This is a genomic window from Arthrobacter sp. TB 23 (assembly GCF_000294595.1).
Taxonomy (GTDB): Bacteria; Actinomycetota; Actinomycetes; order Actinomycetales; family Micrococcaceae; genus Arthrobacter_D.
Genome location: NZ_ALPM01000041.1, coordinates 82,759 through 103,938, shown reverse-complemented (window position 1 = coordinate 103,938; position 21,180 = coordinate 82,759). Strand labels below are relative to the sequence as shown.

Here is a 21,180-nt window from a genome sequence, read left to right as displayed (position 1 = left end):
CGCGGTTTAGCGCGGCCGGCGGCGGAAGTCCCCGACGCCTTCTGAGCCGTCACCCTCGGTCCTGCCGGTGCGCGGATCGAACTGCGGTCGCTGGTATGCCAGTTCCCCTCCGCTGCGACCGCCGAATGGCCGCCCATGATCGGCGTACTCCTCACGGAAATAGGCGAGGCACCACTGACCCAGTTGGATGCGCGCCCCGGTCCGGAGCACCGACGGCCCCGAGGGGTTGACGCTGCCGCTGACCGGTCCATGCGGGATGAGCACGTACTCGTCGGCGTCGTTATGCACCACTTCGGCGTGCACGGCGTCCAGGCCGGGCAATACCAGATCGACACCGTCTCCACTGCCGATCGTGGTGGACACCGGCCCCAGGTTGAACTCCCGTGGCACCTGCCCATTCCAGGTCGCTGAATCCTGGACGAAGATCAGCCGGGCGCGCCCACTGCCGGGCGTGTGGTGGGTGGTGGTCACCCGCCGACGGATCTTCCGGTTCACCGTGGGCACCAGGGGAAACGGGGTCGACGGCGGCAGCAGGTTGGTGGCGTCGGACTTCCCTGAGGCCCGCACGCTTTTGGCCATGGGTTTGAGTGCGCTGAGGGATCCCAGCCGGATGTGGGGTGACCGGGTCAGGAGCCGCTGTGCCCGCGAGACCTTGACGGCGCCGAGGCTTACGAGGCTACCCTTGGGGCCGGACACCGATACGGCAACGCCCTGGTCAGCGAACGCTTTGGCCAACTCCCGGACGGCGTCGAGGCTGGGAAGGGTAGACCCGCCAAACGCCTCGGGCGTATCGAGATACACCTCGACGGTCGATCCGTCCGCCTTGACGGTCCCGTTGATGGTTGAGGGGGCTCGGTCCGGCGTTGCTGGTTCGGTCACCGAAAATTCGAGATCGATCTCCAACCGGATCTTTGCGGTCATGGCTCAGCTGCGGTGGGTGTCTGAGCCCGCTGCATCGTTGTCACTGGTTGTGACCCGCAACGTTCCGTTCAGCTTCCATGTGGCGCGAGGGGCGTCGGGACCAATATCCCGGGGTACCTCGACGGTCATGTCGATGAAGCTGTAATTTACGGCTGCGCCCTTGCCGGTGAGGTACGTCCACATTTCCTCGGCAAGATCTGCCCAGTCCCGGATGTTGTGGTGGTCCTGGCTGGCGGGGGAAATGTTTTCGGTCATGAGTGATTCCTTCGTTGGAGCGTGCACTATGACAGACGCCCTCTACCCGTCTGACCCTAACAATCCAACCTTAGTACGCCACCCCGAGCGGCAACACCCCCCAGAATCCAATAGCTCACCAAGACAACGACGGCAATCTGCACGTGCCTCATTTCCTCGGGGCGGAATCCCCCGACCCTCGCTGCGCGACATCACCGGTCATTCCGCTATTGAGTTTCAGCTTTGCGCCGTGCGCTCCTGTTCTTGAGAAAGATCGCTCCGAGGATCCAGCCTCCTAGCGCGGTGACAATCCACACGATCAGAGTTGCGAGCACCCAGGCGGAGACACCTCGAATTTCCAGTCCTCCCTGAAAGAAGGAGGCGACGAAAAGGGCGATCAGCGTGGTCACCAGCCCTATCCCACCCAGGATGGGCGACGCGTACTGTCGCGCGACGTTGAAAACAAAGGGCCCCAGGATGCCCTGCGCGAAGGCAAATACCAGAGTGGCGACGATGAAACCCGCAAGCTGCAGAGTCACACCGGGGACAAGCCACGCGGCCAGAAGTAGACCGACGGCCGCAGTAACCAAATTGATGAGGACATGGAACAGAAACCGGATCATGAGCATTTCACTTTCTCTCGGGCTTCTTACCCGCTTCGGTGAGGCCCATCCTGCCATCAAGGTCTCCTTCAGGGCTCACCCGTATCGGGTGGTCTCGTCACGACGCGTGCGCTATGCAGCCCGCGGCGGTGATGCGCCTATTTGCCCTGCAACCACCGTGCTGCCTCGTTCTGCAGGCGCACCTTCTTGTCGTCGTCGAATTTGTCATAGAGGCTGACCATCATGGAGGACCGTGGATTCCGGCTGAACATTTCGCGGTGATCATTCACGAACTGCCAGTAGAGCGCATCCCAGCTGTCCTGCCACGGGCCCGGTGGAAAATTGCTCATCTTCTTCAGGTAATTGCTGCCGCTCACGTAAGGCTTGGTCGTGATCATGTTGCCGGCCGCGAACTGACTCATCGCGTAAACGTTCGGGACCATCACCCAGTCGTAGGCGTCGATGAACATCGCCATGAACCATTCGTAGACGTCGTCCGGGTGCATCCGCAACAGGGCCATTGCGTTGCCGAGCACCATCAGTCGCTCAATATGATGCGCGTAGCTGGTGGCGTCAACTCGCTTGATAACGACGTCGACCGGCTCCAGCCCGGTCTCCCCGGTCCACCAGCCGTCGTCGAGGCGACGCTCAAACCCGAGGTTATTGATGGTGCGCATTTCACGGCCACGCAGCAGGTAGGAGGCGCGCATGTATTCGCGCCACCCGATGACCTGACGGATGAAGCCCTCGACGCTGGCAAGTGGTGTGTCATGCCGCGCGGCATGATCCAGGGTCACGTCAACCACTTCCAGGGGGCTGAGCAGACCCAGGTTCAGGCTTGAGCTCAGCACCGAATGGAACAGGAAGGAATCAGGGGCCGAGATGGCGTCCTCATAGGGGCCGAACTTCGTGAACCGGTCATTCAGGAACGCTTCCAGGGCAGCGGCCGCTTCCTGGTGGGTAACCGGCCAGTTGAACCCGGCCGCTGCTCCTGGGTTGTCGGGGAATTCCTGAGCCACCCACTCCAGCGCACTCAGCACCTCATCCGAACGGTCAAACACGGGAAGGTCCGGCAGCGTCATCCCTTTCGGAAGCTTCTTGCGGTTCTCCGAGTCGAAGCTCCAACGCCCACCAATCGGGCTGCCATCGGGCTCGACCAGGATGCCCAGCCGGCGGCGCTGCCACTCGTAGAAGTTCTGCATGCGCCAACCGTTGTCCCTGAAGTAGCCGCTGATGTCTTCACTACTGAGCAGGAAACCGGGGCTGGTTTCGATCTGAGCAGGCAGACCAAGGTCACCGAGGGTCGTGGCGAGCCGCTGGTTCAGCCAGTCGTCGACGACTTCATAGTAGGTACACCGTGTGGCGCCAAGTTCGCCCAGAAGGGCGCCCAGCCGGTCCTGACTCGCCTGGGTTGCTGACGTTTCAAGGTAATCCACAGCGTGACCTGAATCCTTCAGGCGTTGTGCAAAAAGGCGCATGCTCGCCCGGTGCAGGACCAGTTTCTGCTGGTGGAAGCGGTACTGGCGGAAGAAGAGGTCGTCTTCAACCAGAATGAACCGGTGCGACGAGGGGGCCTCCAGGTGCTCTTCGAAGAGCTGGTGGGGGAATACCAACTGAACGTGCATTGCAACTCCTTCGTCCCGCCTGACGTGCATCTGCACCGCTGCAATGCTCGCACATCCGGGGAGTCCTGCGGCTCGGTTGCTAGGCTGAGCCATATGACTCGATTCGCCGTACATGTTGCCTGCGCCGACGGCCGGAGCATCGATACTTTCCAGCTGGACACAACCTCCGGAACGTTGACGACCGGCCAGTCCTTGCCGCTGGGCGTGAAGGTTCAATGCCTCGCGATGCACCCCTCCAGCCGAGTGCTCTACGCCGCTCTCGCCACCTCCCCGCCCTCGGTCACCGCGTTATCCATCGACTCAAGCTCAGGCAGCCTCGCCACGGCTCATAACGCCGATCTGGTTGCCGGGATGGCCTATCTGGGTGTCGACCCATCGGGCAGCCACCTGCTGGGCGCTTCCTACACTGACCACCTGGTCAGTGTGATGAAGCTCGACGGCGACGGCGGGATGGTGCCGGACACTGCCACCTCCGAGGCTCCCGGGGCCCACGCCCACGCCGTCGTCACGAGCCCCGATGGCCGGTTTGCCTACGCCACCGCCCTGGGTGATGACCTCATTGCCTGGTGGGCATTGGACTCGGCCACGGGCACGCTGACTGATCACGGCCAGATTGCCACCCCTGCCGGGAGCGGCCCGCGTCATCTCCGCTTCTCACCGTCGGGCGCGACGCTCTACGCGCTCCACGAAATGTCCGGGGAGATCGCGGCGTTCGCCCGGGACCCCGAGTCTGGCGCCTTGACCGAGCAGCAGCGGATCTCCTCGATTTCCCCCTCACTGAATCTGGTGCCCGGACGGGTCCGGGACGGGTCCGGGCCCGAACCGGCAGCCAACGCCATCTGGTGCGCTGAGCTGCAGGTGTCCCCCGACGGTCGCTTCCTGTACAGCACCGAGCGCACCAGCAGTACCATCGCCGTCGTCGCCGTGGCACCCGATGGCACGCTCACGCTGGTCGACACCGCCCCCACGCAATCCCAGCCTCGCGGGATGAACATCGACCCTAGCGGTGAATTTCTGCTGGCATGCGGGGAGGCCTCGGACGGGATAACCCTGTACGCGATCGACCCGCAGAGCGGACTGCTGCACGACCGCGGGAGCCATGGCTGCTCCCCGGGGCCGCGGTGGATCGAGTTCTCACCGCTGGACTAGCCCCTTCTCGGCCCAGAAAAGTGCTGGACCCGCAGCTTCGCGGTGGCGACACCACTTGGCTGCGGCCCGGCCACTTTTCTGAGTCCGTGCCGGGTGTTTTTGAGCCGAGCCGGGCCGATACTCACGATGTGCTGCCTGCTGGACCGTTCACCCGGTAACGGGACTGGACGGCACCGCCGGTCAGGACTTTGGTCTCCTCGTGGGTCAACTGGATGTCGGCGGGAACTGAGCCGAAGAGGGGCTTACCGTCACCGATCAGCACCGGCACCCGAGTGAGCGTCAAAGTGGAAATGAGGCCCTCCGCCAGGAACGTCCGCACCGTTCTGCCGCCGTCAACGTAGACATGCCGGGCGCCGCCGTCGTCGAGCCTCGCCAGTGCCTCGGTGAGGGAACGCACCACCTCGATCCGGGGATCGTCGGACTCAAGGGTGGTGCTGAGCACCAGAACCTTGGTGTCGCCGTAGGGCCACTCGCCGAAGGAATTGACGATGTCATAGGTGCTGCGGCCCATCACCATGTGATCGACCAGTTGCATGAAGTCCGAGAACCCTGCCTCCTCCGGATCTGCAGCGTCGCTGGGGCTGCCGGTAAGCCAGTCGAGGTCGTCATCTGCGCGGGCGATCATCCCGTCGACGCTCATTCCGATAAAGACGTGCCCCTGCCACTTTCCTCTTTGCATCACTGCTCCCATCGTCAGTTGTCCGGCAGTTTAGTCCTGTCGGCGTTTCACCGTTCCCCGACAAAGCGAGCAGGACCTCTTGACGCCCACCCCGGGCAGGCAGGGACTAGCTCCGTTCAGGGGCGACCGGTGAGCGCCCCAGCGAGGCTGTCCAGCGCCCCCGGCACGAGCGAATAGTAGGCCCACACACCGCGCTTCTCGCGCGTCAGGACGCCGGCATCCACAAGGATCTTCAGGTGATGCGACACGGTCGACTGCCCAAGGTTCAACGGCTCGGTAATATCGCAGACGCACGCCTCGGCGTTCTCGCTCGAGGAGATGATCGACACCATCCGAAGCCGGTTGGGATCAGCGATCGCCTTGAACTGGGCAGCCAACGACGACGCCGTCTCCTCCGACATTGCAGGCTCACCCGTGGGTGTGCAGCAGGCGGTGAGCGCCTCCGGCGTTGTGCTCATGGCTGTAGTCATCCATCTATTATGCACTGACATTGACATTCGTCGATGTCCTGGGAAATACTTCAGGCATCGAAGACCATCGATCCATGCGACCGTCATTCACCACAGTTCAACGGAGCCCCTTGAGTACTCACACCCTTCCCGCCGAAGAAACGGCCGGCAAACTGTCCACCCTCGATCGGCTGCTTCCGGTGTGGATCATCGCCGCCATGGTGGTGGGCATAGCGCTCGGCCAGTTCATCCCCGGCATGGCCGGTGCCCTGGATTCCCTGGCTGTCGGCTCAGTGTCCCTGCCCATCGCCCTCGGCCTCCTGGTGATGATGTATCCGGTGCTGGCAAAGGTTCGCTACGACCAAACCGGCGCCGTGATCAAGGACCGGAAGCTCATGATCACTTCCCTGGTGATCAACTGGGTCGCAGCCCCCGCCTTCATGTTCATCCTGGCCTGGGTCTTCGTCCCCGATCTGCCCGAGTACCGCACCGGCCTGATTATTGTCGGCCTGGCCCGCTGTATCGCCATGGTGATGATCTGGAACGACCTCGCCTGCGGTGACCGTGAGACGGCGGCCGTTCTCGTCGCCATCAACTCGGTCTTCCAGGTCTTCGCGTTCGGAGCACTGGGCTGGTTCTACCTGCAGGGGCTGCCGAGCCTGCTTGGCCTGCCAACCACCAGCGCAGACTTTTCCTTCTGGGCCATCACCATTAGCGTCCTCATCTTCCTCGGAATACCACTTCTGGCCGGATTCCTGACCCGCACCATCGGCGAACGCACCAAAGGCCGCGACTGGTACGAAGGGAAGTTCCTCCCCAAGCTTGGACCGTGGGCACTCTACGGTCTCCTGTTCACCATCGTCATCCTCTTCGCCCTCCAGGGCGATGAAATCCTCGCCCGGCCGCTCGACGTCGCCCGTATTGCCTTGCCCCTCCTGATCTACTTCCTGGTGGTCTTCGCCGCAGGAATGGTGATCGGCAAGCTCCTGAACCTTGGCTACGCCAAAACCACCACCCTCGCCTTCACCGCCGCTGGCAACAACTTCGAGTTGGCCATCGCCGTCGCCATTGGCACCTACGGGGTCACCAGCGGTCAGGCCCTCGCCGGCGTCGTCGGACCCTTGATTGAAGTTCCAGTTCTTGTTGCACTGGTTTATGTGGCCCTGTGGGCGCGGAAGCGCTTCTTTTCCACCGACTCCCTGACACCATCAAAGGAAACCTCTCATGTCTGATTCATCGACAAAACCCTCAGTCCTCTTCGTCTGCGTCCACAATGCCGGGCGGTCACAGATGGCGGCTGCCTTCCTGACCACACTTTCCGAAGGCCGGATTGAGGTCCGATCGGCAGGCTCGCAGCCAGCCGATTCCATCAACCCGTCGGCAGTCGAGGCCATGCGTGAACTGGGCATCGACATGTCAGCCGAGATCCCCAAGGTCCTGACCGATGACGCCGTCAAGGACTCCGATGTAGTGATCACCATGGGCTGCGGCGACGAATGCCCTTATTTCCCCGGGAAACGGTATGAAGACTGGGTACTGGAAGACCCGGCGGGTAAGGGCGTCGAATCGGTTCGACCCATCCGCGACACCATCAAGGGCCGCGTCGAAGCGCTGATCGCAGAACTGATCCCCGCATGAGCGGACTCCCAGTCGTCATCATCGGCGCCGGACCGATCGGTCTCGCCGCTGCGGCTCACCTGTTGGAGCGCGGACTGACCCCCCTCATCTTCGAGGCCGGCACGACGCCGGGCGCAGCCATCAGCGACTGGGGCCACATCCGCTTATTCTCACCGTGGCAGTTCAACGTCGACGCCGCCGCCCGGCGCCTGCTCGAGCCCACCGGCTGGACCTCGCCGCGGGGAACGGCGCTGCCCTACGGGTCCGAACTGGTCGCCGACTACGTGGCGCCGCTCGCCGCCGTCCCGGCCATCGCCGAGGCACTGCACCTGAACTCCCGCGTCGTCGCCGTGACCCGTCAGGGCATGGACAAAACCCGCACCAAGGGCCGCGACACCCAGCCGTTCCTGGTTCGCGTGCAAGGCCCTTACGGGGTCGAGGATCATCTTGCTCACGCCGTCATCGATGCGTCCGGCACCTGGGACCAACCCAACCCTCTCGGCCAGAGTGGACTCCCCGCCCATGGGGAGGCAGAGGCGGCACGGTTCATCACTCACCCGCTGCCTGATGTGACCGGCGATGACCGGGACAGGTTCGAAGGCAAACGGGTCATGGTGGTCGGTGCCGGTCATTCCGCAGCGAACACCCTGATCGCACTGGGACAGGTGGCCCGGGCATCCGAGTCCACCACCCTCATCTGGGCAGTCCGCGGCACCGGCTCCGCTGAACGGCTCTACGGGGGCGGCGACCTTGACGGCCTCCCAGCCCGCGGCCAGCTCGGCTCCCGGCTGCGCAAACTGGTCGACGACGGCGTAGTGGAGCTCAAAACGAACTTCACCATCAGCAGCTTCTCAACCGGTGACACCCTGACTGTCCACACCATCGATGACTCAGTCGAGGTGGACCTGCTGATTCCAGCGACCGGCTTCCGGCCAGATCTCGGCATCCTTCGCGAACTTCGTCTGGAATTGGACCCAGCGGTCGAGGCACCGCGCGCATTGGGGCCACTGATTGATCCCGAGTTCCACAGCTGCGGAACGGTCCCCGCTCACGGCGCCAAGGAGCTCGCCCACCCCGACAAGGACTTCTATCTGGTCGGGATGAAAAGCTACGGCCGTGCTCCCACCTTCCTGCTGGCCACCGGCTACGAGCAGGTGCGGTCAGTGGTCGCAGCAATCGCAGGAGATACGGCAGCCTCAGAGGATGTCCAACTGGAACTGCCGGAAACGGGAGTGTGCAGCACCGACCTGGGGGGCTCCTGTGATGCCCCCGCCCCCGCTGCTGAAGCAGCGGCAGACAGCTGCTGCAGCACACCGCAGCTCGTGACCGTAGGAGTTCCTACTGGAACGGCGCACGGCCGCTCCAACGATCCTGACTACTGACCACCAAGGAGCAATGATGTCCACCAAGCCCGACCCGATGCCCGGATTGATCAACGACGAACACGTCCTACACCGGATTAGCGGTGAACTGGCTGGCAGGTTTGATGGCGTCTTCACCCCGGAGATGGTGGATCGGTACGTCTTCGAGTCCTACACAGCTCTCGCCCGCACGGCAAAGATCAAGACCTATCTCGCCTCCATCACCAAGCACTTCGCTGAGGACCGACTCAACGCCCTCGCCCATTCCCAGGGCATTCGTCCCAGCGGAAAAGCCGAGGTGCTGTTCGTCTGTGTGCAGAATGCCGGACGCTCACAAATGGCGGCTGGGCTGCTCAGACATTACGGAGAAGGTCGGATCAATGTCCGTTCCGCGGGATCCATGCCCGCCGAACAGCTCAACGTCAACGTGGTCGACTCCATGAAGGAACTCGGTATAGATCTCGGTGCCGACTTCCCCAAGCCCCTCACCGATGACGTGGTGCGTGCGGCCGACGTCGTCATTACCATGGGCTGCGGCGATACCTGCCCGATCTACCCGGGAAAACGCTATGAGGACTGGCAGGTTGAGGATCCCGCTGATCTCGATGCGACGGGTGTTGAACGGGTGCGGAACGACCTGGACGAGCGGGTCCGGAAACTCGCCGCCGAACTGTTGGACCAGTAGGCCAGGTCAGGCGCCCCGACGCTGGGGCGCCTGAAGAAGGTCAACCAGCTCCAGGAGTTGCTCCATTTCATCCGCGGATCGTTGATCCGCGCCGCTGCCCGCAAAGAAGGCCGCGTCATAGTAGAGGCCGTCACCCATCAGCTTCACTGCACGGGCCACCGGATGGCTCCCTAGTGCCAACTCAAGTGCCTCGAGCCACAAGGACTGGATCTGGGCGAAGTTTTGCTGTGCCTTCGGGTGCCCCTGCTGGGCCAGTCGCGCCATCGCCACAAGCGCGCGATCCAAAGCGCTGTCTTCATAGACAGAGGTCCGGACGTAGTAGCGTGCCGCACCGTCGGGGTCGGCGGCCATCAGCTCCCGGTCCCGTGCGGAAAGAGCGAGTAGCCGCTCCCCCAACGCATCGACCAACGCCTCCTTCGACGGAAAGTGGTACAGCAGACCGCCCTTGGACACGTCAGCTGAGGCGGCCACCGCCTCCATGGTGGCAGCCCGCTCCCCGTCGCGGATAAGGATGTTTTCGAAACTGTCGAGGATGCGCTCTTTGGAACTGGCCATGCATTCATCGTAACGGTGCTTCAAATTTTACTGTACCGGCTGGACGGTATAGCCTCGAGTGATGAGCACATCGACCTACTTCACCGAGCCGTCAACCGGAGCGGCAGCACAGCACCCCGCTCCCGGCCGGGCGGGGAGGCGCGAGTGGACCGCCCTTGTTGTTCTAATGCTGCCCGTCCTGTTGGTTGCGGTAGACAACACGGTGCTCGCTTTCGCGACCCCCGCCATCTCCCTGGCCTTCAACACCAGCGGCACCACCCTGCTGTGGATCATCGATAGCTATCCCCTGGTCCTGGCGGGGCTACTGGTCGCAATGGGCAGCTTCGGCGACCGTTTCGGCCGCCGAAAGCTCCTCATCATCGGTGCCATTGGCTTTGCCGTCTTCTCGGTCGCCGCCGCCTACTCGCCCACGGCAGAACTGCTCGTCGCATCCCGGGTGGGCCTTGGCGTCTTCGGCGCCATGCTGATGCCCTCGACCCTCTCCTTGCTGCGGAACATCTTCACCGATCGCAACCAGCGCCGTCTCGCTATCGCTATCTGGGCCGCCGGGTTCTCGGCCGGCGCAGCCATGGGACCGCTAGTCGGCGGCGCACTTCTGGAACACTTCTGGTGGGGGTCGGTATTCCTACTGGCCGTCCCGGTACTGGTGCTGATGCTGGCGCTCACCCCGGCGCTGGTTCCGGAATCGAAGGACCCCAACCCGGGGCGGGTGGACTACTTGAGCATCGTCCTCTCCGTGACCACCATGCTGCCCATCGTCTTCGCGATCAAAAACTTCGCGAAGGGGGACTCGGTGACGGTCACCGTCGCCGCCGTCGTCATCGGACTTACGGCGGGCACGCTGTTCACCAGGCGCCAGCTCAGCCGATCGAACCCCATGCTCGACGTGCGGCTGTTCACGGTGCGCGCCTTCACGGGGGCGGTGCTGGTAAATCTGCTGGCGATCTTCTCCCTGGTGGGGTTCATCTACTTCGTGTCGCAGCACCTGCAGCTGGTCCTTGGGCTGAGCCCCTTGAACGCGGGCCTGGTTCTGGTTCCCGGCCTGGTAATGACGATCATTGCGGGACTCACGGTGGTTCCCATCGTCCGCCGGGTGCCGCCGCGCGTAGTTGTACCCATCGCCTTGCTGCTATCCGCCGCAGCTTACGCCTTCGTGGCGGTCACCGGTCAGGGTGGGTCGGCCGCCATCTTGTTGTTCGCGTTCATGCTGCTTGGTGTGGGTGTCGGTGCATCCGAGACGGTGTCCAACGACCTGATCCTCGCAACGGTGCCCGCAGAAAAGGCCGGAGCGGCGTCAGCAGTATCCGAAACCGCCTACGAGGTTGGTTCGGTATTCGGCACGGCCCTGCTGGGTAGCGTGCTGCTCGCGTCCTACCAGCGCAACCTGGTCCTTCCGGAGGGCTTGAGCCCGGACCAGGTGACTACCGCGACCGAAACACTGGGCGGCGCGGTGAATGTGGCCGCCGCGCTACCGGCCGACGGCGGCAGTCGGCTGCTCGATTCGGCTTTCCACGCCTTCGACAGCGGAGTGGTGCTCACCTCAAGTATTGGGGCAGCGCTCATGCTGTTCGCAGCCGCGTTGGCCCTGTGGAGCCTGCGGCGCGCTTAGGAAACCGCGGGCGTACGTGGGGAGCATGTCTTCCCACGTACGCCCGGCAGATTCGTTCCCGGCAACCCTAGGCCGAAGGGGTGATGCCACCGGAGCAGGCAGCGCCCGGCTCAAGGGTCTGCTCGCCCTGAATGTACCGCTCCAGGAAGACCGCGAGACGGTCGTCGTCGGCGGTGTCAACGCCGAGCTGTAGGCCCCAGGCACTCGCGGCAATGGGCGACTCCTGATCGGCGTAGGGGCTGAGCAGGACGTACCCACTGGACCCCACGAGGTCGGTCAGGGCATCAATTTCGTCCTGAGGCAGATCGGGCTGATAGGTGATCCATACGGCACCGTGCTCCATCGAGTGGACGGTGTTCTCGTTGGGAAGCTCCGAGGTGTAGACGCCGCAGTTGGTCCAGACGGCGTTGTGATCTCCGCCCACGGGTGGAGACTGCTCGTACTCAACAGGGGCGTCGACGTGGTTGTTCGTCAGGCCATCAAATTCCTGGAGGCCTTCGATGGGCTTGCTGGCGAGCGCTTCGATGCGCTGGTTCTCCTGCACCTGACCCACAATCACAATGGTCACCGCGACAATGATCGCCACGACCACCGCGCCGATGCCACCAAGGATCAGAGTGGTGCGCTTGCGGTCGCTGGCGCGCTGCTTGGACTGGATGGCAGCCAACCGCGCCTGGCGGTCGGCATTGTCCTGGGCTCGCTTCTTGTTCAACGCGTAAATCCTTTTTCCTTGAGTGTGTTTGAAACAAATGTACCGTCGGTGCTGCTAGAGCTTGTCCAGCATGTCTTCCATTGCAGTGATTTCGGCGACCTGGGCTACAGCCATCTTCTCGGCAGCACCTTTCACCCGGGGCTCCTGGGCAAGCTCCGCGCCTGCCTGCGCCATCTCGGCGCCTGCCTCATGGTGGGTGATCATCAGCGTCAGGAAAATCCGCTCTGCCTCGACTCCCGAAGCATCAGCAAGTTCCTGCAGCTGCTCGGCGGTAGCCATCCCAGGCATCAGGCCGTTCGGCTCCAACATGCTTCCACCGGTGTGATGATCCATTGACCCTGCCATCCAGGCCATATTGGGCGCGGAGGAACTTTGGGGCAGCCCCCACTCTTCCAGCCAGGCATACATCTGACCGATCTGGTGCTGCTGCGTCATCGCAATGTCATACGCAATGGTGCGCACCACCTCGTCATCGGTCCGGTCTCGCACCAACCGCGACATTTCGACCGCCTGGGTGTGATGAATCTGCATGTCGCGGGCAAAACCAGCATCGGCGCTGGTGCCGGACGGATGGTCGGTGCCGGTACCGATCCGGCCAGCAACAAAAGCAAGGACAAATAGCGAGACCAGCAGCGCTCCGGCCAGAACAATGAGCAGGCGCTTCTGCCACGTCTCGAGGTGCAGGGTCATCTATCTTTTTTCCTTGTTTTCCAGGTGCTGGCGGTGGTTCCTTCTTCTCTAACGTATTGCATCAGGCTCGACGTTCCCTGAACGAACATGAAGATACCCCCCTAGGGTACTTGAAATATACCGGTAGGGGGTATATGTTCGATGAAGAACGAGGAGGACCAATGAGTGACACCACCATCGAACACGGCTATACAGCGGACAAGGACGCCTATCTTCGGCGCCTGAGGCGGATCGAGGGCCAGGTCCGCGGGATCGCCCGGATGATCGAGGAAGACAAGTACTGCATTGACGTCCTCACCCAGGTGTCGGCGATCAACAAGGCCCTCCATGCGGTCAGCATGGGGCTCCTTGAAGAGCATATTGCCCATTGCGTGGTGGGCGCCGCCAACGAGTCCCAACTCACGGGCAACCCCGAAATTGTCCAGGAAAAAGTCCAGGAAGCCTCGGCAGCGATCAGTCGCCTGCTGAGGTAGCAAACCCCCAACACCCAAGGAGTACACCCATGAGCACCACCACCGTCAGCATTTCAGGCATGACCTGCGGCCACTGCGTTGATTCGGTCAGCGAAGAAATCAGCGCCCTCGACGGCGTCCAGAGCGTCACCGTCGACCTCAACAAGGGTGGCGTCTCCACCGCCACCGTGACCTCCGACGGCGACCTCGACCCCGACCAGATCGGCGAAGCGGTAGCCGAGGCCGGCTACCTCGTTGTCGCCAACGACGCCTAGGCGCAACAGCGCCTAACTCCAGCAGTTCGACTTACTAGCATCACCAAGGACCCCCATGAGCACCGATCAGCTGTCCACCTCTCCACCGACCAGGATTGTCGAACTCGATATCCAGGGCATGACCTGCGCGTCCTGCGTGGGACGGGTGGAGCGCAAACTCGGGAAGCTTGAAGGAGTCCAGGCGAGTGTGAATCTGCCGCTGGAGTCCGCCACCGTCACAGTCCCCGAGAACATATCGGATCAGGACATCGTGGACACGGTCCATGCGACCGGGTACACCGCCCAACTGAAGCGGCCGGCCCACAGCTCCCCTGGCGACCCAGCACTGGACGGCACGGACCCGGTGCACTCCGATCACGTGTCACACGGGGGGACCGCCGCGCAATTGCGGCCGCGGCTAATTGTTGCGGCGCTGCTCACGGTGCCGGTCGCCGTCATTTCCATGGTGCCCGCGGCGCAGTTCCCGCACTGGGGGTGGCTGGTTTTCGCTCTCACCCTGCCCGTGGTCACCTGGTCTGCCTGGTCATTCCACCGGGCGGCCGCCATCAACGCCCGCCATCTCTCTTCCACAATGGACACCCTGGTCTCGATCGGCGTCACGGCCGCGTTCCTCTTCTCGGCCTGGCAGCTCCTAGCCGACCCCTCGATCACCGAACACGCCGGTATGGCCATGAGTGATCACGCCCTGTACTTCGAGGTGGCGGCCGTCGTCGTCACTTTCCTGCTGCTGGGCCGCTACCTGGAAGCGAACGCCAAGCAGCGCGCAGGGGAGGCGCTCAAAGCGCTCCTCAGCCTCGGAGCCAAGGAGGCGACAGTGCTCCGCGATCAGGATGGGCGTCGCGTGGAGGTCAAAGTGCCCGCCGACTCCCTCGTGCACGGCGACCAGTTCGTTGTGCGGCCCGGAGAGAAAATCGCCACCGACGGCGTCGTGATCGATGGGGCGAGTGCTGTTGACACCTCGCTGATCACGGGCGAGTCAATGCCGGTGGATGTCGGTGTTGACGACGTCGTCACCGGCGCCACCATCAACACCTCGGGACGCCTGATTATCCGGGCCACCCGGGTAGGCAGCGAAACCACCCTCGCCCAAATGGGACGGCTGGTCAGCCAGGCGCAAAGCGGCAAGGCACCGATTGCCCGCCTGGCGGACCGGATCAGCGCCGTATTCGTGCCGATTGTGTTGGTTATTGCCGTCCTGACCTTTGTCGGGTGGATGGTCCTTACCGGCGACCTTCAATCGGCGTTCACTGCCGCGGTCGCCGTCCTTGTGATCGCCTGCCCGTGTGCGCTGGGCCTGGCCACACCGACGGCCCTGCTGACCGGTTCGGGTCGCGGCGCCCAGCTGGGCATCCTGATTCGCGGCCCTCAGGTCCTGGAAGACACCCGGACCGTCGACACCATCGTGCTGGACAAGACCGGCACCGTCACCACGGGCAAACTGGCCGTGACCGACGTCGTCGTGCTTGGGGCACTCGACCGCACGCGTGTCCTGGCCCTGGCTGGCGCCGTCGAGGCGGCCAGCGAGCACCCGATTGCCCAGGCGATCGCGGCTGCTGCCCCTGGGCATCCTTCGGTGGCGGGGTTCAGCAGTTCAGCGGGCGGCGGGGTCCGGGGCACCGTCGACGACGGCGGACGGGAGGTCACGGTGGTTGCTGGGCGCTCGGGCTGGTTGGAGGAGAACGGCGTCGTCATCAGCCAGGAGCATCTGGCCGAACTGCAGGACCAGCAGGATGCAGGTTCCACCGCCATCTGGGTGGCAGTGGACGGCCGCGTCGCCGGGCTGGTGTCCCTGAAGGATACGGTCAAGGAATCGTCGGCGGCCGCCATCACGCGGCTCAAGGAACTGGGTCTCCGGCCCATCCTGCTGACCGGCGACAACGCTGCAGTTGCCCGGAGGGTGGCGGAGCAGGTCGGCATTGCCCCCGACGACGTCCTCGCCGGGATACTGCCCGAGGGGAAGGTCCAGGCGATCCAGAAACTTCAGGCCGAGGGGGCCACGGTGGCCATGGCCGGCGACGGAGTCAACGACGCCGCAGCGCTGGCCCAGGCCGATCTTGGCATCGCGATGGGCTCCGGCACTGACGTGGCTATCGAGGCAGCCGACCTGACCGTGATGGGGAACAGCCTGGAGCAGGTGGCCCAGGCCATCGAGCTCTCACGGATCACCCTGCGCACCATCAAGACCAACCTGTTCTGGGCCTTCTTCTACAACACCATTGGAATCCCGGTGGCGGCCCTCGGCTTCCTCAACCCCATGGTCGCCGGCGCGGCGATGGCCGCGAGTTCGGTGCTGGTAGTGGCCAACTCGCTCCGGCTGCGCAGGTTCGGCAAGTAACGGTCGGCGGGGATGGTTCTAGGGCAGCGGAACAGGTTCGACGTCGTTCGCCCGCTCCAGGGGATGGATCCCATCAGCTGGCGTGCGTAGCTCATCGACGCGAACCATCACCACTCCGCCGATAATCAGCAGACCGCCCAGCAGCTGGATGGGTCCCGGCAGCTCACCGAGCATCAGCCAGGACGCGAGCACCGCAAACATCACCTCGGTGAGCCCCACAAAGGAAGCCACCTTCGAGCCGAGCTGGCGGGCGGCAAGGATCCCGGTGAAGTAGGACACCACGGTCGAGATCAGGACCAGGCCGAGGACGGGGACCAGCCAGCTCGTCTCCCAACCAGCCAGTGTCACATCCCGAAATTCAAAGGTGAACGGCATGATGCCCACCAGCCCCATGACCCCGATCGCCACGGCGCCCACCACCATGCCGCCCCCTGCCATCACCAGCGGCGGCAGGCCGTCGTCGGCCTTGGCTGACATGAGGAAGAAGACCGCCAGGCAGACCGCCGCCGCAAGCCCGTAAATGACTCCAATCGGGTCCAGCCGCTCGTCCGAGGTGAGATCCAGCACCAGGAGCAAACCCAGCATCGCCGTCACCGAACCAGCGGCGGTGAGGCGGCGTGGTGCCCGGCGGCTTCGCGCCCACAGCCATCCGACAATCAGTATCGGCGCCAGGTATTCCAGCAACAGGGATACGCCCACTGACATCCGCTGCACAGCGTTGAAGTAGAAGAACTGGCAGAGCGCGATGGCAGTGACACCGTAGATGATGAGGGTCAGTGCACTGCCGCGAAGTGCGGTCCAGCGCCCGCGGAGCGCAAACAGGACCGGAATCAGCAAGACCAGGGCGGCACCACCAATGCGCACACCGACGGCGGCTCCGGGGCTCCAGCCGATTTCCAGCAGCGATTTGGCAAACGGCCCGGACACGCCGAATGCCGCCGCCGAGATGACCGCCCACCACAGACCCGCCGCTGCGCCGTTTTTCATGCTGAACCTCATTAGTGTCATGACCAAAAGTTGATTATGGTAGTGACAGTAGACCCCAACAATGTCAGGAGTCAATGTGACCTTTGCTAATGACACAGAGGTTGCGTTGATCTCTGCGGCAGCGCTCATCAACACGGGCAAGGAGGAGACCGACCAGCTGACAACGCTGGCGGACCTCGACCGATTCCTGGCGGAACAGGACTTCTCCGGCTCGCGCGCCCATACTGCCAACGAGTTGGCTGCGGTGGTGCAGCTCAGGGCAGAGCTGGAGGAGGTATGGACGTCAACGGAGGACGACGCCGTCGCGCACGTCAACCGGATGCTGAGCGACGCCCGCGCCCTTCCCCAACTGGTACGTCATGATCACTGGGACTGGCACCTGCATGCCACCGGGCCCGAGGCTCCGCTGGAGGACCGAATGGCAACCGAAGCGGCGATGGCGCTGGTCGATGTCATCAGGACCCATGAAATGGAGCGGCTGCGGATCTGCGCGGCCGACGACTGCAGCGCCGTGGTGCTGGACCTGAGCCGGAACCGCTCGAAACGGTACTGCGACACCGGAAATTGCGCGAATCGCGCCCACGTCAAGGCCTACCGGGCCCGAAAATCGGCTACGGGGTAACCCCTCGGGGCCAGAAAAGTCCCGCACCCGCATACCAGTGGTTGCCCAACAGCGCACTTGCAGTGCCACCACTTTTCTGGACCTGGGCCTGCAGTGCAGCCACTTTTCTGGACCTGGGCGCGAACGACGGGCCAGCGGGCAGGGTCAGCGAGGGCTGTCCGGGCCGCCGCGCGGCGTCCCTTTGATGTTTCCGTCCTTATCGAGGTTGCCTGCGCCGCCCTGGATTTTCGACGATGACCGATTGATGCCGGTTCCCTTGCCCAGGTGATCAGCGTTGGGCTTCTCCGTCATCAGGAGCAGCGCACAGACCACCAGCGCCGCAATGAACGCGATACCGGCAGCGGTGAGGCCGATATCAACCCTGAGTTCCCTCGTTCCACCACCGGTGGAGACAACCATCGCGACGATACCGGCCACCGCCCCGAGGACAGCAGAGAAGATGAGAGGGCCTTTTACACCCTTGACCGATTTGGACACTGTTACTCCTTGAGAAATTGCCGCCGCACATTCTTCTACGAAGGGTAGAAAGACTGCCGTGTCTAGTTTACGCGGTTGACGGGGACGCCTTATCCGCGTGACGTACATCATGCCGGAAGCCGAACGACGCGATCGCAAGAACGACAGCGATGATGATCGCCCCGCCTCCCGTGACGCCGAGCAGCGCGTGCGCCCCAGCGTCCTGGAAAAGCGGAAGCAACAATCCCGAGGTCATTCCCACTGCACCGACCACGATGAGATCTTTCCCAACGACGTTGAAGCGGCGTTGGCGGATTCCCACAAACAGGTCAACAGCCCCGGAAATCACCAGAACGAGCGCAACAACCTGGGCGAACATCGCATCGGTATGAACCCACAGGTTGAGCACGCCACCCACCAGGAGGAACCCCGGCCCGATCCCGGCCACCCACCGGTCGCCGCTGGTCTTCACCCCGGCAGCCCGCTCCAACCAGGCCGCCGAAACTGCGAGCGCCAACAGGTACAGTCCACCGGCCACTGACGCGACATGAACCGATGGTTGAACCCAGAAAATCGTCAGGGCCCCGAAGGCCGCGGACACAATCGCGCGAAAGAGCAACGGCCGCCAGACCGCCGCCGCTTGATCGAGCGGAGTGCGTGGCGGTTGGACCGTCGCATCCTGGGGTGCGGCACCCATTGCGTAGACCTCCGGTAGACACAGGGCTGATCACTTCAGTCCAGAAGTCCTAGTTTATCCCCGAGTGGACCCCATGAAGTCTGTCGGGGACCCATGCCTAATGGGCGCCGGTTACCATCCAACGGTCGTTGCGGACCCGCCAGGCCAGGGTCAGGGCACGAGCAGCCATGTACCCCACACCGAACGCCACCCACAGCCAGACGATACCGGCGGGTCCGGTCAATTCGGCGTTGAAGACCCAGATCAGCAGCGGCAGGTAGAGCAAAAGATTGACGACGCCGGCGATCGCCAGATACTTCGCGTCTCCGGCTCCGATCAGCACCCCGTCAAGCACAAACACCAGCCCACAGATGGGTTGTGACGCGGCGAGGACAAGGAGCCCCGCCGCGAGCGCCGACTGGACTGACTCGTCAGTGGTGAAGATCCACCCGACAAACGGCGCAGCCACCGCAAGGAGCGCACCGGTAATGACCCCAAATCCCAACCCCCAGCCGATCATTCTGCGGGTCAACGCGTGCGCGAGCGGTTTGTCGCCGGCACCCAGTTCCTTGCCGATCAGGGCCTGCGCAGCGATGGCGATCGCATCGAGGGCAAACGCAAGGAAGATGAAGATGGTCATCACTAGCTGATGTGCGGCGAGGGAAACCGACCCCTGCGCCGTCGCGACGTAGACCGTGGCGAGGATTGCCGCCCGCAGGCTCATGGTGCGCAACATGAGCCACGAGCCGACCCGCGCCGTCGCCCGTAATCCAAGCCAGGACAGGCGCAGCGGGACCCGGTTCTTTCGGGACAGCCGGTAGACGATGGTCAGGTACACGGCGGCCATCCCCCACTGCGTGATGCTGGTCCCGAGCGCCGACCCGGCCACCGAGAGCCCCAGCCCGTACACCAGGAGGAAATTGAGGCCGATATTCACCGTGAAACCGATGCCCGCCACCAGCAGCGGCGTTTTGGTGTCCTGCAGGCCGCGGAGCACGCCGGTTGCCGCGAGCACCACCAGCATCGCGGTCAGGCCAGGCATCGAATACCGCAGGTAGTCGACGGCGAAGTCATGCACCTGCCCCTCGGCGCCCATCAGTGAGGACAGCCCGGGCGCCAGCACCCAGCCCGCGGTGGACAACACCATGCCCAGCACCAGCGCCAGGCCAATCCCGTCCCGGCCCGCTGCCACCGCATCCTGCATCCGCCCCGCGCCCAGGAACCGTGCGACGGCGGGCGTGGTCGAGTAGGCGAGGAAGACCATCAGCCCGACCGCGGTGTGCAGCACGGTGGACGCCAGCCCAACGCCCGCAAGTTCGTCGACACCCAGGTGCCCCACAATGGCTGAATCGGCCAACAGGAACAACGGCTCCGCGATCAGCGCGCCCAACGCCGGCACGGCAAGGTGAAGGATCCGGCGGCTCAGCTCGCGGGTGTCAGGCAGTGCGGTGGTCACAGTGCCACCTTAATGCCTTGCTCCGAACCGTCTCCTACCCGAGTGGAAGCGGTCAAGGGACGTTGGTCGGCTAGGCTTAATGCCGGGGCACGACGGCGCACAGGAGAGTTCAATGCAAAAACAGGTCTGGTTCTTCATCGGCGGTCTGGTGGCCTTTTTCCTGAGCACTCTCTTCATCCCGCAGGGCATCTCCGATTTCGCGAGGGCCGCTGCGCTCAATGAGGCGGTGCCCGCAGGTGCCGGGCTGAATCTTGGGATCGGTGCGCTCCTGATCGCGATAGCGATCGCCTCTCTTGCGACCGGCTATGTCGTCCGCCGCAAACACCACTCCAGCCTCGACCAGGACTAGATCCCCTTCTCCACCATTTCCAGCAGGCGCCCCGCGGCACTCAACCGCTGATCGGCGTCCAACCCGCGCAGCGGGCCGTCGATCACCAGCATGGCCAGCCCATGCACCGCCGACCAGGCAACAAATTCCGCACCCGGCCGCCGGTCGACCGGCAACACTCCGGCGTCAACGAGCGCATCCAGGGCGTCGGACAGCAGCTGGAACGGGGTCCTGCCGTGCGGCCCGGCAGAGTCTTCAATCGCGGCGTCCCGCAGGTCGATATGGTTGGCGAATGCGGTTCTGAACAACCCCGGCTCGGTTTGGGCGAAGCGCAGGTACCCGGCCCCGACCGCGCGTAGTTTCGCACGCGCGAGCCCGACATTGCCGAGACGAGCGCCGTCGTCGTCGTCGATCGCTGACTGCTCCTCCTCCATAGCTGCCGCCAGTCTCGACTGTGCGGCAAGGGATACAGCCCACAACAGCGCGCTCTTGTCAGCAAAGTGCCGATAGGCGGCGTTCGGGGTCACACCGGCGCGGCGGGTCACCTCACGAAGGACGACGGCGTCGGGTCCACCCTCACGCGCCAGCTCGGTTCCCGCTGCGATCAGCGCCCGCCGCAAGTCACCGTGCCGGTACGTGGTGCGCGGATTCGACTGCTGGGTCACAGGCCCTCAACCTAACTTCGGACAACTAAAAGTAAACAGT

The 21,180-nt window shown here is 63.7% G+C and carries 25 protein-coding genes; 11 read left to right on the top strand and 14 right to left on the bottom strand.

Annotation, left to right across the window (positions count from 1 at the left end):
* Positions 1–6: 6 nt before the first annotated feature.
* The 4 genes from B384_RS0105450 to B384_RS17850 all read right to left on the bottom strand — a co-directional run bounded on the left by B384_RS0105450 (position 7) and on the right by B384_RS17850 (position 3,382).
* Complete coding sequence (locus B384_RS0105450) at positions 7–921, bottom strand: FHA domain-containing protein (protein WP_019482129.1); 915 nt, start codon at positions 919–921, stop codon at positions 7–9.
* A 3-nt stretch (positions 922–924) separates the two neighbouring features.
* The gene (locus B384_RS0105445; RefSeq protein ID WP_019482128.1) at positions 925–1,176 is read right to left on the bottom strand and encodes a hypothetical protein; all 252 of its coding nucleotides are present in this window, start codon (positions 1,174–1,176) and stop codon (positions 925–927) included.
* 206 nt (positions 1,177–1,382) lie between these two features.
* On the bottom strand, positions 1,383–1,778 hold the full coding sequence (locus tag B384_RS0105440; protein ID WP_035766519.1) for a phage holin family protein: 396 nt from the start codon (positions 1,776–1,778) through the stop codon (positions 1,383–1,385).
* Between the two features lie 137 nt (positions 1,779–1,915).
* Positions 1,916–3,382 (bottom strand): cryptochrome/photolyase family protein, encoded by a 1,467-nt coding sequence (locus tag B384_RS17850; protein WP_019482126.1) that lies wholly within the window; start codon positions 3,380–3,382, stop codon positions 1,916–1,918.
* A 93-nt stretch (positions 3,383–3,475) separates the two neighbouring features.
* Here B384_RS17850 and B384_RS17845 point away from each other — a divergent pair, with 93 nt between their 5' ends.
* Positions 3,476–4,531: a lactonase family protein gene (locus B384_RS17845; protein WP_019482125.1), complete on the top strand. Its 1,056-nt coding sequence runs from the start codon at positions 3,476–3,478 to the stop codon at positions 4,529–4,531.
* A gap of 121 nt (positions 4,532–4,652) precedes the next feature.
* On the opposite strand, the gene B384_RS0105425 is transcribed toward B384_RS17845, so the two are convergent.
* Complete coding sequence (locus B384_RS0105425; RefSeq protein ID WP_035766517.1) at positions 4,653–5,210, bottom strand: dihydrofolate reductase family protein; 558 nt, start codon at positions 5,208–5,210, stop codon at positions 4,653–4,655.
* A 116-nt stretch (positions 5,211–5,326) separates the two neighbouring features.
* Positions 5,327–5,668 (bottom strand): ArsR/SmtB family transcription factor, encoded by a 342-nt coding sequence (locus tag B384_RS0105420; protein ID WP_019482123.1) that lies wholly within the window; start codon positions 5,666–5,668, stop codon positions 5,327–5,329.
* A gap of 122 nt (positions 5,669–5,790) precedes the next feature.
* Between B384_RS0105420 and arsB the strand changes: the two genes are divergently transcribed.
* From arsB to B384_RS0105400, 4 genes are read left to right on the top strand one after another with little or no spacing between them, the layout of a single operon-like run.
* On the top strand, positions 5,791–6,891 hold the full coding sequence (arsB, locus tag B384_RS0105415; RefSeq protein WP_035766516.1) for an ACR3 family arsenite efflux transporter: 1,101 nt from the start codon (positions 5,791–5,793) through the stop codon (positions 6,889–6,891).
* On the top strand, positions 6,884–7,297 hold the full coding sequence (locus B384_RS0105410) for an arsenate reductase ArsC (protein WP_019482121.1): 414 nt from the start codon (positions 6,884–6,886) through the stop codon (positions 7,295–7,297). Before arsB ends, B384_RS0105410 begins: the two co-directional genes overlap by 8 nt.
* Positions 7,294–8,658, top strand: coding sequence for an NAD(P)-binding domain-containing protein (locus B384_RS0105405; protein ID WP_019482120.1), 1,365 nt, complete (start codon positions 7,294–7,296; stop codon positions 8,656–8,658). Before B384_RS0105410 ends, B384_RS0105405 begins: the two co-directional genes overlap by 4 nt.
* 13 nt (positions 8,659–8,671) lie before the next feature.
* Positions 8,672–9,322, top strand: coding sequence for an arsenate reductase ArsC (locus tag B384_RS0105400; RefSeq protein WP_337459688.1), 651 nt, complete (start codon positions 8,672–8,674; stop codon positions 9,320–9,322).
* A gap of 6 nt (positions 9,323–9,328) precedes the next feature.
* On the opposite strand, the gene B384_RS0105395 is transcribed toward B384_RS0105400, so the two are convergent.
* Positions 9,329–9,877, bottom strand: coding sequence for a TetR/AcrR family transcriptional regulator (locus tag B384_RS0105395; RefSeq protein ID WP_019482118.1), 549 nt, complete (start codon positions 9,875–9,877; stop codon positions 9,329–9,331).
* 61 nt (positions 9,878–9,938) lie between these two features.
* Here B384_RS0105395 and B384_RS0105390 point away from each other — a divergent pair, with 61 nt between their 5' ends.
* Positions 9,939–11,486, top strand: a complete 1,548-nt coding sequence (locus tag B384_RS0105390; protein WP_019482117.1) for an MFS transporter — start codon at positions 9,939–9,941, stop codon at positions 11,484–11,486.
* Positions 11,487–11,553: 67 nt separating this feature from the next.
* Here B384_RS0105390 and B384_RS0105385 read toward each other — a convergent pair whose 3' ends face one another.
* Both B384_RS0105385 and B384_RS0105380 read right to left on the bottom strand, forming a co-directional pair.
* Complete coding sequence (locus tag B384_RS0105385; protein ID WP_019482116.1) at positions 11,554–12,198, bottom strand: DUF3105 domain-containing protein; 645 nt, start codon at positions 12,196–12,198, stop codon at positions 11,554–11,556.
* A gap of 54 nt (positions 12,199–12,252) precedes the next feature.
* Entirely contained in the window at positions 12,253–12,888 is a 636-nt protein-coding gene (locus B384_RS0105380; protein WP_019482115.1) for a DUF305 domain-containing protein, read from the bottom strand.
* A gap of 161 nt (positions 12,889–13,049) precedes the next feature.
* On the opposite strand from B384_RS0105380, the gene B384_RS0105375 reads away from it, so the two are divergent.
* The 3 genes from B384_RS0105375 to B384_RS0105365 are packed head-to-tail and all read left to right on the top strand — an operon-like array spanning position 13,050 to position 15,950.
* The gene (locus tag B384_RS0105375; RefSeq protein ID WP_019482114.1) at positions 13,050–13,361 is read left to right on the top strand and encodes a metal-sensitive transcriptional regulator; all 312 of its coding nucleotides are present in this window, start codon (positions 13,050–13,052) and stop codon (positions 13,359–13,361) included.
* Between the two features lie 29 nt (positions 13,362–13,390).
* On the top strand, positions 13,391–13,615 hold the full coding sequence (locus B384_RS0105370) for a heavy-metal-associated domain-containing protein (protein ID WP_019482113.1): 225 nt from the start codon (positions 13,391–13,393) through the stop codon (positions 13,613–13,615).
* Positions 13,616–13,670: 55 nt separating this feature from the next.
* Entirely contained in the window at positions 13,671–15,950 is a 2,280-nt protein-coding gene (locus B384_RS0105365; protein WP_019482112.1) for a heavy metal translocating P-type ATPase, read from the top strand.
* Positions 15,951–15,968: 18 nt separating this feature from the next.
* Here the strand turns inward: B384_RS0105365 and B384_RS0105360 are convergent, their stop codons facing one another.
* The gene (locus B384_RS0105360; protein WP_019482111.1) at positions 15,969–16,937 is read right to left on the bottom strand and encodes an EamA family transporter; all 969 of its coding nucleotides are present in this window, start codon (positions 16,935–16,937) and stop codon (positions 15,969–15,971) included.
* Between the two features lie 76 nt (positions 16,938–17,013).
* On the opposite strand from B384_RS0105360, the gene B384_RS0105355 reads away from it, so the two are divergent.
* Positions 17,014–17,559, top strand: a complete 546-nt coding sequence (locus B384_RS0105355; protein ID WP_019482110.1) for a CGNR zinc finger domain-containing protein — start codon at positions 17,014–17,016, stop codon at positions 17,557–17,559.
* A 144-nt stretch (positions 17,560–17,703) separates the two neighbouring features.
* Here the strand turns inward: B384_RS0105355 and B384_RS17840 are convergent, their stop codons facing one another.
* The 3 genes from B384_RS17840 to B384_RS0105340 all read right to left on the bottom strand — a co-directional run bounded on the left by B384_RS17840 (position 17,704) and on the right by B384_RS0105340 (position 20,135).
* On the bottom strand, positions 17,704–18,036 hold the full coding sequence (locus B384_RS17840; protein ID WP_019482109.1) for a hypothetical protein: 333 nt from the start codon (positions 18,034–18,036) through the stop codon (positions 17,704–17,706).
* Positions 18,037–18,103: 67 nt separating this feature from the next.
* Positions 18,104–18,712: a hypothetical protein gene (locus B384_RS17835; RefSeq protein WP_019482108.1), complete on the bottom strand. Its 609-nt coding sequence runs from the start codon at positions 18,710–18,712 to the stop codon at positions 18,104–18,106.
* A gap of 97 nt (positions 18,713–18,809) precedes the next feature.
* Positions 18,810–20,135: an MATE family efflux transporter gene (locus tag B384_RS0105340; RefSeq protein WP_026040985.1), complete on the bottom strand. Its 1,326-nt coding sequence runs from the start codon at positions 20,133–20,135 to the stop codon at positions 18,810–18,812.
* A gap of 124 nt (positions 20,136–20,259) precedes the next feature.
* On the opposite strand from B384_RS0105340, the gene B384_RS0105335 reads away from it, so the two are divergent.
* Positions 20,260–20,496, top strand: a complete 237-nt coding sequence (locus B384_RS0105335) for a hypothetical protein (protein ID WP_019482106.1) — start codon at positions 20,260–20,262, stop codon at positions 20,494–20,496.
* Here the strand turns inward: B384_RS0105335 and B384_RS0105330 are convergent.
* Positions 20,493–21,140 (bottom strand): TetR/AcrR family transcriptional regulator, encoded by a 648-nt coding sequence (locus B384_RS0105330; protein ID WP_019482105.1) that lies wholly within the window; start codon positions 21,138–21,140, stop codon positions 20,493–20,495. The genes B384_RS0105335 and B384_RS0105330 overlap by 4 nt on opposite strands.
* Positions 21,141–21,180 lie beyond the last annotated feature (40 nt).